2 protein-coding genes, 1 tRNA gene and 1 pseudogene are annotated in these 9,590 nt (G+C 75.4%); 1 reads left to right on the forward strand and 3 read right to left on the reverse strand.

From position 1 onward, the window contains the following. Together BZL64_RS32145 and BZL64_RS32150 are read right to left on the reverse strand one after the other, a co-directional pair. The coding region (locus BZL64_RS32145; RefSeq protein ID WP_244205623.1) for a beta-ketoacyl [acyl carrier protein] synthase domain-containing protein at window positions 1-1,766 on the reverse strand (1,766 nt) is incomplete at its 3' end. A 44-nt stretch (window positions 1,767-1,810) separates the two neighbouring features. Beyond that, complete coding sequence (locus BZL64_RS32150) at window positions 1,811-8,686, reverse strand: type I polyketide synthase (RefSeq protein WP_086772653.1); 6,876 nt, start codon at window positions 8,684-8,686, stop codon at window positions 1,811-1,813. A 508-nt stretch (window positions 8,687-9,194) separates the two neighbouring features. On the opposite strand from BZL64_RS32150, the gene BZL64_RS32155 reads away from it, so the two are divergent. After that, a tRNA-Pro gene (locus tag BZL64_RS32155) sits at window positions 9,195-9,271 on the forward strand. A 149-nt stretch (window positions 9,272-9,420) separates the two neighbouring features. Here BZL64_RS32155 and BZL64_RS41520 read toward each other — a convergent pair. After that, window positions 9,421-9,590 (reverse strand): annotated as a pseudogene (locus BZL64_RS41520) (TetR/AcrR family transcriptional regulator); the annotation flags it as partial.

The following is a 9,590-nucleotide window of genomic DNA, read 5'->3' on the forward strand; positions in this document are numbered from 1 at the left end:
CCGGTCTGGAGGGCGCCTTCACCCCCCGCGTGGACGATGTCGCCGCCCACTTCGGGCTGCCCGCCCTCCAGACCGGGGAAGAGGAACGCCAGTTTCCCGCCGCCCGCGCCCAGGAGCGGCGCGGGCCGGAACCAGAGGTCGCTGCGGCCGTGCCAGGCCCGCCCCTTGGCGACCGCGCGCCGGGCCAGGGCGAGGCGTCTTTCGGACGGGTCGACGATGCCCAGCCGGACGGGCCCGGCCTGCGGATGCGGACGGCCCGGATCGAGCCCGGCGGCGCGTACGGCGCTGTCGTCGGCGTCCAGCAGGGCGGCGAGGGCCTCGGTCGAGGCCGCGGCCAGGAGGAGCACCGGCTCGGGCTCGGTGACCCGCGGGACGGGAACGGGTGCGCGTACCCCCGGCGGCTCCTCCAGCACGACGTGGGCGTTGATCCCGCCGAACCCGAACGCGTTGACCGCGGCCCGCCGTACCGGCTGGTCCGGGGTGGTCTCCCAGGGGGCGGCCTTCTCCAGGGTGCGGAAGCGGGTGCGGGCCAGCGCCGGGTGCGGGTCGTCGCAGTGCAGGGTGGGCAGCAGCGTCGCGTGATGGACCGCGAGGGCGGCCTTGACCAGCCCGGCGATCCCGGCGGCCGGCATGATGTGCCCGATCATGGACTTGACCGAGCCCAGCACGGCTTCGCCGTCACCGGGCCCGAACACGTCGGCCAGCGTGGCCAGTTCGGCCCCGTCACCGGCCGGCGTCGCCGTCCCGTGCGCTTCCAGCAGACCGATCGAACCGGGAGCCGCCGGGTCGATCCCGGCCGCCCGCCACGCCTGCCGTACGGCCTGTGCCTGGCCGCCCGGATCGGGGTTGACGAGCCCGGCCGCCCGGCCGTCGCTCGACACACCGGTGCCCCGGACGACGGCGTAGATCCGGTCGCCGTCGCGCTCGGCGTCGGCGAGCCGCTTGAGGACGACCACGCCCGTGCCCTCGCCGATCAGGATGCCGTCGGCGTCCCGGTGGAACGGCCGGATGCGCTGGCTGGGGGAGAGGGCCCGCAGTTGGGAGAACACGCTCCACAGCGTGATGTCGTGACAGTGGTGGACCCCTCCGGCGAGCATCAGGTCGCAGCGACCGGTGGCGAGTTCGCCCACCGCCTGGTCGACGGCGATCAGTGAGGAGGCGCAGGCCGCGTCCACCGTGTAGGCGGGGCCGCGCAGGTCGAGCCGGTTGGCGACCCGGGAGGCCGCCAGGTTGGGCACCAGACCGATCGCCGACTCGGGGCTGTCGGAGCCCAGCCGGTCCGTGAACGCCTCCCGCACCTGGTCCAGTTGGCCGGACGTCAGGTCGGGGAGCAGCTCGCCCAGGGTGCGCACCAGTTGTCCGGCGGTCCGCACCCGCTGGTCGAGCCGGACCAGGCCCGGCGTGAGGTAGCCGCCCCTGCCGAGGACGACGCCGATCCGCTCCCGGTCGGGGAGGCGGTCCGTGCCGCCCGCGTCGTCGAGGGCGGCGGCGGCCACGTGCAGCGCGATGAGCTGGTCGGGCTCGGTCCCCGCCACCGAGTTCGGCATGATCCCGAACCGGGTGACCTCGACCTGCGCGAGCCCGTCCACGAACCCACCCCGCCGGGCGTACACCCGGTCCGCGACGGCCGGTTCGGAGGCGGTGCCGGGGTGGTAGTAGTCCGCGTCCCAGCGTCCCTCCGGGACCTCCCCGACGGCGTCCACACCGTCCCGCAGGTTCCGCCAGTAGGTGTCCAGGTCGGGTGCGCCCGGCAGCAGCACCGCCATCCCGACGACGGCGACCGGTATTTGACGGGGCGTCACGGTCGCGGTCACCAGCCCGAGGCGGTGTGGACGACGGCCGTCACGGACTCCTCGCCCCAGGCCAGCTCCCGCAGCAGCGCCGCGGTGCCCTCCTCGGGGTCGATCAGCCGGATGCCGCGCCGGGCGTACTCGCGGGCCAGCTCCGCCCCCACCATGCCGGTGTGCCCGGCGGCGGGCGCCCACGGACCCCAGTGCACGGTCAGCGCACGGCGGCCGGTGCGGGCGGCGAAGGCGGCGCCGAGGGACTCCAGGGCGTCGTTGGCCGCCGCGTAGTCGGCCTGACCGCGGTTGCCGAGGACGGCGGAGATGCTGCCGAACAGGACCGTGAACGCGGGCGCGGCGGGCAGCTCCTCCAGCGCCGTGAGCAGGGCCTGGGCGCCGGTGGCCTTCGTGCCGTAGACCCGCTGGAAGGACTCGGCGCTCTTCTCGGCGATGAGCCGGTCCTCGATCACCCCGGCCGCGTGGACCACGCCGTCGAGGCGGCCGTGCTCGGCGTGGATCTCCTTCACCGCCTGGCGTACGGCGTCCGGCTCACGGAAGTCGACCGAGCGGTAGTGGGCCCGGCTGCCGAGCGACGCCAGTTCCGCCAGCGTCGCCCTGATCTCCCGCTGCGCCAGCAGGAGTTCGGCGGCCCGGTTGATCTCGGCCGGCTTCGCCCCGCCGCGCGCGGCGAGCGCGGCGCGCAGTTGTGCCGGGGTGCCGGCGGCGGCCGTATCCGCGTCCTCCGGGCCGTCGGGTGCGGGGGTGCGGCCGAGCAGTTCCAGGCGGCAGCGGGCGGCGCCGGCGAGCGCGGCGGCGAACTGCGCGGTGATGCCCCGAGCCCCGCCCGCCAGCACCACCACGGAGTCCCGGTCCAGGCCCAGCGCGGCGGCCTCCGCCACGCCGTCCCCGGCCGGTCCGGCGCCCGTGCCGCCGAGCGCGCCGAGCGGCGCCTCCACCAGCTCGAACCCGTACCGTCCGGCATCCGACCGCACGACGACCGGCGTACGGTCCGGGGCGACGGCCTCGCCGATCAGGGCGTCCGCGACGGCGGCGGGCGACACCTCGGCGAGGTCGACGACCCGCGCCACCGTCTGCGGGTACTCGCGGGCCACGGTGCGGAAGAAGCCGCGCAGCCCCGCCGAGCGTGCGTCGCCGCCGGACGGCCGGACGGCCAGCAGCCACCGCGGACCGCGCGCCAGGGCCGCCTTCAGCACCGGGAACGCGTCCGGCAGCACGGTCGCGCCGTCGTCGGAGAGGGCCGCGAGGTACAGCACTCCATCCACCGGCCCGTCCCCGTCACCGAGCACATGGCCGCGACCGCGTACGGCGACCTCGGCGCCCAACTCCGTGAAACGGGCGGCCACTTCGGGCGCCTCACCGAGCAGGATCCAGCGGGTGCCGGGGATCAGGGCGGCGGGGTCGGGCCCGCCGGGGGCGTCGAGGAGCACCGGGCGCAGGACGTGCCGCCGGGGCGGCTCACCGGTCACCGCCTGCGAGCCGGGCGACTCTACGGGCGTCGACTCGACCGATGCCGATGCCACCTCCGGGGCCGTCGGTGCGCCCAGCCGGGCCGTGAGCCAGCCGGTCACCGCCGCCGCCGTACGCGCCTTCGCCAGCTCCTCCAGTTCCGCGTCGTCCATCGCGGTGAGGTCGGCGCCGCCGCCCGCGCCCATCCGCCGGGCCAGCTCACCGGCGATCTCGGCCCGCTTGATGGAGTCGATGCTGAGATCGGCCTCCAGATCGAGGTCGGGTTCGATCATGTCGACGGGATAGCCGGTGCGTTCGCTGATGATCTCCAGGACCAGCTGCCCGACGTCGACGGGCTCGGTGTCCCGCGGCGCGGGTTCCGGGTCCGGCGGCGGCGCCGCGACGGGGAGTGCGGAAGCAGCCTGCGGCACGGTCTCCACGGCGGGGATCGGCGCCTGCACGAGGACCGGACCGGCGACCGGTGAGGCTGTCGGCCCGGCGGCCGGCGCACCGGGTGTGCCGCCGAAGTAGGTGAGCAGTACGTCCCGTTGGGCGGCGATCATCTCCCGGCTGGTGCGCAGGAACTCGGAGACGAGCGCGTCCCGGTCGGAGGGGACACCGTGCGGGGGGTTGGTCGTCACAGTCGTCTCCTGGGTGTCCACGACACGGCGGGCCGGTGCGAGCGCACCGGGGAGGAGGGCGCCGGCGGCGGTACGGACGAGCTGCCCGTCCACCGTCCAGCCCGGGACCTTGGGGGCGGGGGTGCGGACCGCGTCGACGGCGTCCCGGCCGCGCAGCAGGCGCCCGGTGCGCACCGGCAGCCCCGCGACGGCCAGCCGGGCGAGGGCGTCGAGCCAGTCGCGCAGGCCGCCGCCGGGGCGGGGCTCGCAGGCGACGGTGGTGTGCGGGCGCTCGCCGAGGATCTGTCCGACCAGCCGGGTCAGCACGGACCCGGGACCGGCCTCGACGAAGACGCGCGCGCCCGCCTCGTACATCGCCTCGATCTGCTCGGTGAAGGAGACGGGGGCGCCGATCTGCGCGGCGAGTTCGGCCCGGACCGCGTCCGCGTCGGCGGCGTAGGGCGCGGCGGTGCGGTTGGACCACACCGGGAACTCGGGCGCGTGCACCGGGCGGGCCGCGAGCGCCTCGGCGAAGCGGTCACCGGCCCCGGCGACCAGCGGACTGTGGAAGGCGCACGCCACGGGGATCCGCTGGGCCCGCAGCCCGGCCTCGCGCAACAGCCGTACGGCCTCCGCGACCGCGTCCGTCGGACCGGACACCACCGTCTGGCGGGGGGAGTTGCGGTTGGCGACGACGACCGCGGCGGGTGCGCCCGCCGCCTTGAGGGCCTGTTCGGTCTCCTCGGCACCGGCGGTGACCGCGGCCATGGTCCCCGGGTCCTCCCCGGCGGCCCCGAGGATCGCCGCGGCCCGCTCGGTGCTCAGCTCCAGCAGCGTCTCGGGGTCGAGGGCGCCGGCGGCACAGAGGGCGACCAGCTCGCCGTAGCTGTGCCCGGCGGCCATGTCCGGCTCCACGCCGGCGGCCGTGAGCAGGGCGTGCGCGGCGAGCCCGGCGACGCCGAGGGCCGGCTGCGCCACCCGGGTGTCGGTGAGCGCGGCCCGCTGCCGGTCGCGGGTGGCGTCGTCGAACGCGGCCGGCGGATACAGCGCGTCCGCGTGGGCCCGCCCCAGCTCCAGGTAGGGCCGCAACTCGGGGAATGTGACGAACAGTTTGGCGAGCATGCCGGGACGCTGGCTGCCCTGGCCGGGGAAGAGGAAGGCGACCTTGCCGCCCGTGGCGGGCTCGGCGTCGGCCCGGTGGATTCCGCGAGCGGGCGTGTCGGTGGCGCCGGCCGGGGTGTCGAGGACGGTCCGCAGCTTTCCGGTGAGGTCGTCCACGTCGCTCGCCACCACCGCGAACCGCACCGGGTCCGTGCTCGCGTCCGATCTCCGGGCCGCACCGAGGGCCAGGTCGCGCAGCCGCCACGGGCGGCCGTCCGCCCCGGCGACCCGCAGGAGTTCCTCGACGGCACGACGGGCCGACGTCTCGTCCCGGCCGCGGAACACGAACAGTTCGGCAGGCCAGGCGTCCGGTCCCCGCGCCGGCGCCATCCCGCCGGCGTGCGCGCCCAGCACCAGATGGAAGTTGGTGCCGCCGAAGCCGAACGCGCTGACGCCGGCGAAGCGTTCGGCGGCGGGCGCGGCCCACGGCAGGGCCTCGGAGTGGAAGGCGAAGGGGCTGCTGTCCGCCTCCCAGGCCGCGTTGGGTGCCTCCACGTGCAGCGTCGGCGGCCGTACGCCCGTGTAGAGCGCGAGCGCCGTCTTGATCAGACCGGCCAGCCCGGCGGCGCACTTGGTGTGCCCGATCTGCGACTTGACCGAGCCGATCACACAGCCGCCCGCCTGAGCGCCCGCCTCGCTGAACACCTCGCCCAGGACGGCGAGTTCGGTGCGGTCACCGACCACCGTGCCGGTGCCGTGCGCCTCGACGAGACCGACCTCCGCCGGAGAGACCCCCGCGCCCCGGTAGGCGCGCTCCAGCGCGGACCGCTGGCCCTCGGGGCGGGGCGCGGTGAGTCCGAGGGAGCGGCCGTCGCTGGAGGAGCCGAGGCCCTTGACGACGCCGTAGATCCGGTCGCCGTCGCGTTCGGCGTCCGCGAGCCGCTTGAGGACCACGCAGGCCACACCCTCGCCGAGGGCGATGCCGTCGGCCGAGCCGTCGAAGGCGCGGGAGCGTCCGGTGGGGGACAGGGCGTGCACGGAGGAGAAGAGGACGTAGTCGTTGATGCCGTTGTGCAGGTCGGCGCCGCCGCACAGGACGACGTCGCTGGTGCCGGCGAGGAGTTCCTTGCAGGCGACGTCGACCGCGGCCAGCGAGGAGGCGCAGGCGGCGTCGACGGTGAAGTTGGCGCCGCCGAGATCGAGCCGGTTGGCGATCCGGCCGGAGATGACGTTGGCGAGCATGCCGGGGAACGAGTCCTCGGTGAGCCGCGGGAGCTGCTCGTCGAGACCCTGCGGCACCTTCCCGTAGTAGGAGGGCAGGACGGCCCGCAGGGTGGCCGCGTTGGAGAGGTCGCTGCCGGCCTCGGCGCCGAACACCACCGAGGTGCGGGAGCGGTCGAACTCCCGCCCCCCGTCGCCGTATCCGGCGTCCTCCAGGGCCCGCCGGGCGGCCTCCAGGGACAGCAGCTGGACGGGCTCGATGTGGCCGAGGGAGGTGGGCGGGATGCCGTAGCGCAGCGGGTCGAAGGGGATCGGCGGCAGGAAGCCGCCCCACTTCGAGGAGGTGGCCCCGTCGTGGTGCACGGCCGGGTCCCAGCGGTCTGCCGGTACCTCGCCGACCGCGTCCACGCCGCCGACCACGTTGGCCCAGAAGGTGGGCAGGTCGGGGGCCTGCGGGAACATGCAGGCCATGCCGACGACGGCGACGTCGAGCGGCGCGGGCGCCTGCGGGCGGGGAGCCTCCCCGACGCCGAGCCCGGCGGCCCGGCGGGACAGGAACGAGGCCGCTCCCGCCGTCACGGACGCGTGCAGCGCGGCGACCGTCGTGGTCGCCGACCGCAGCACGGCCACCTCGCCGGCCATGAACATCCCCTCGGCGAGCTGCCGTTGCTCGTCGACGGGTGCGAGGGTGCCGTCCGCCTCCCGTGTCGTGCCCTTGCTGGCGAGGCGCAGCCGGCCGACGTTGAGCCGCTCCAGCTCCTCCCAGATCCGCCGGTCGGGGACGCCCTCGGCGCGCAGCCGGGCCTCCTCCTCGCGGTAGCCGGCGGCGAACGGGCTGGGCACGCAGCGGGTGGCGTGTCCCGGAGCCGACTCCAGCAGCGTGGTGCGGTCGGCGTCGAGCACCTGGCGCTGGAACAGCGGCCGGATCGCGCCGTGCGCAACCACCTCCTCGGTGAACAGGTACGCCGTCCCCATCAGGACACCCACGGCCGCCCCGCGCTTGGTCAGCGGCGCGGCGAGCGCGGCCACCATCGCGGCCGACCGCTCGTCGTGCACCCCGCCCGCGAAGAACACCTCGATGTCCCCGGCGTCGGCGACGTCGTCCAAGTAGTCCTCAAGCACGCCGAGTTGGGCTTCCCACAGGGGGAAGCTCGCGCGCGGTCCGACATGCCCGCCGCACTCCGAGCCCTCGAACACGAACCGGCGGGCACCCGCCTGGAGGAACTGCCGCAGCAACCCCGGCGACGGCACGTGCAGAAAGGTCCGGATCCCGTCCCGCTCCAGCGCCTGCGCCTGCGCGGGCCGCCCGCCCGCGATGACGGCGTGCGTCGGCCGTAACTCCCGTACGGCCTCCAGCTGTGCGGCCCGTACGTCCTCCGGTGCGAAGCCGAGCACGCCGACGCCCCAGGGCCTGCCGTTCACCGCGTCGCGCGTCCCGGCCAGCATCTCCCGTGCCCGCTCACCGTCCGCCAGCGCCAGGGCGAGGAACGGCAGCGCCCCGTCCGCCGCGACCGCCGCCGCGAACGCGGGCCCGTCACTGACCCGCGTCATCGGCCCCTGCGCGACCGGCAGCCGGGTGCCCAGCGCCCGGCTCATCGGCGACCCGTCCGCCAGGGCTCGCACGGTCGCCTCGCCGCCCAGGGCCTCGCGCACCGCGTCCCGCACCGCCCGGACCGTCCGCGGTACGTCGCCCCAGCGGTCGGCGAACCGGGCGGCGAGGAAGCCGTCCTGGCCCACCGGCAGCAGCTGGGTGCGCGGGTCCCGCGCACCCAGCAGCGCCGCGACCTCCTGCGGTCCGGCGTCCGCCGGCAGGCGCGGGGCGTCGGGGCCCCGGCGCAGCAGCACCCGGTGACCGGCCACGACGACGGTCTCCGAGCCGTCCAGGGGGCGCAGTGCGGCGGCCGTCGCCTCCGGCAGGGCGGATTCGGCGAGCAGCGCGAGCTGTCCGTCGAGGACGACACCGGCCGCCCCGCCGGCCACGGCGGCGGCGGCCGTGTGCGGTCCGATGCCCCCGCAGGCCCACACCGGGACGCCCGACTCGTCGGCTGAGAGCAGTTGTTGGAGCAGGACGAAGGTGCTCAGCGTGCCGGTCCGGCCGCCGCACTCGCCGCCCCGCGCGATCAGGCCGTGCGCCCCGGCGGCCACGGCCTCCCGCGCGCCCGCCAGATCGGTGACCTCGACGAGGACGCGGTGCCGCGCCGTGAGGCCGGCGAGGGGCCAGGGCGCGTCGGCGGCCAGGACCACGGTGTGCGGGCCGTCGGCTCCGAGGTCGGCGGGGGTCAGGCGGCAGCGCGCGTCCGCCCTGACCCCGAAGCCGCCCGGCGCGGAGCGCCGCAATCGGGCCAGCGCCTCGCGCGATCTTCGGCCGCCGTCGCCGAGATCGAGGACGCCGAGGCCGCCGGCCCCGGCGACCGCGAGAGCGAGCCCGGCATCGGGCTCGCCGAAAGGGGTGATGCCGATGATCATGTCCTCGGAGCGCACAGTGGACGTCATTGATTCTCCGAATCAAGGGTGAAACTGCACGGTGGGGGGTTCGGGACAGCAAAGGCGTGCACCGGTATTCCGGCGGGAAAGGATCACCGCGGAAGGCCGTGAAAAGCGCTTGTTCGAAGCGCGTTGAAGGTAGTGCGGTTATTACTCGCCAGTCAACGTTTGAACGACCGCCCGGTTTCCCGCCGTATTGATTCGGTCACCCTCGGAGAAAAGGCCACGGCGTAGGAAAACGGATCTATTGCGTTTCTCGCCGGTCCCGTTCATCCGGCCCACACATTGTTGAAACGCGCACGACCGAAGGAAATGGGTTCCTTTGGAGTGCATGTCCGAAACGGCGGCCGAAAGGTCCGGTCGCGGGTGGCTGCCGGGGAAAATCTGCATGTCGCGCCCGAGTGACCGGGAAGGGCCCCACCGTTTCCCCGGTGTCGCCCCCGCCGCCCGCGGCCGTGACACCGGCACGCGTACGGTAGTGTTCACCTGCGCGTTCCCACGATTCACCGGAACGCGACGGGACGTGGCGCAGCTTGGTAGCGCACTTGACTGGGGGTCAAGGGGTCGCAGGTTCAAATCCTGTCGTCCCGACCACATGAGGTGGTCGCAGGCCGTCTTCTCATACGAGGAGGCGGCCTTCGCCGTGCTCGGGCCTCGCCGTACTCGGGCTGTCACCGGCTCCCGGGTCGGCCCGCGGGCCGGTGACAGCCCGGTTCCGAGTCGGTCCGCGTCCGGCCCGCGGCTCAGATGCCGCCCTCGCGCGACGGGTACCGCGCCACGACCGCCCCCAGATACCCCCGCAGCATCACCTTCGCCTCCTCCAGCAGCGCCGCGTCCCCGGCAGGGTCCCGCCTGAACGCCTCCTGGGCCAGGGCGTCCGCCGCCAGGATCGCCGCGTGGCCGGCGCCGGCCA

Source organism: Streptomyces bobili (genome assembly GCF_002154575.1).
GTDB classification, from domain to species: Bacteria; Actinomycetota; Actinomycetes; order Streptomycetales; family Streptomycetaceae; genus Streptomyces; species Streptomyces bobili.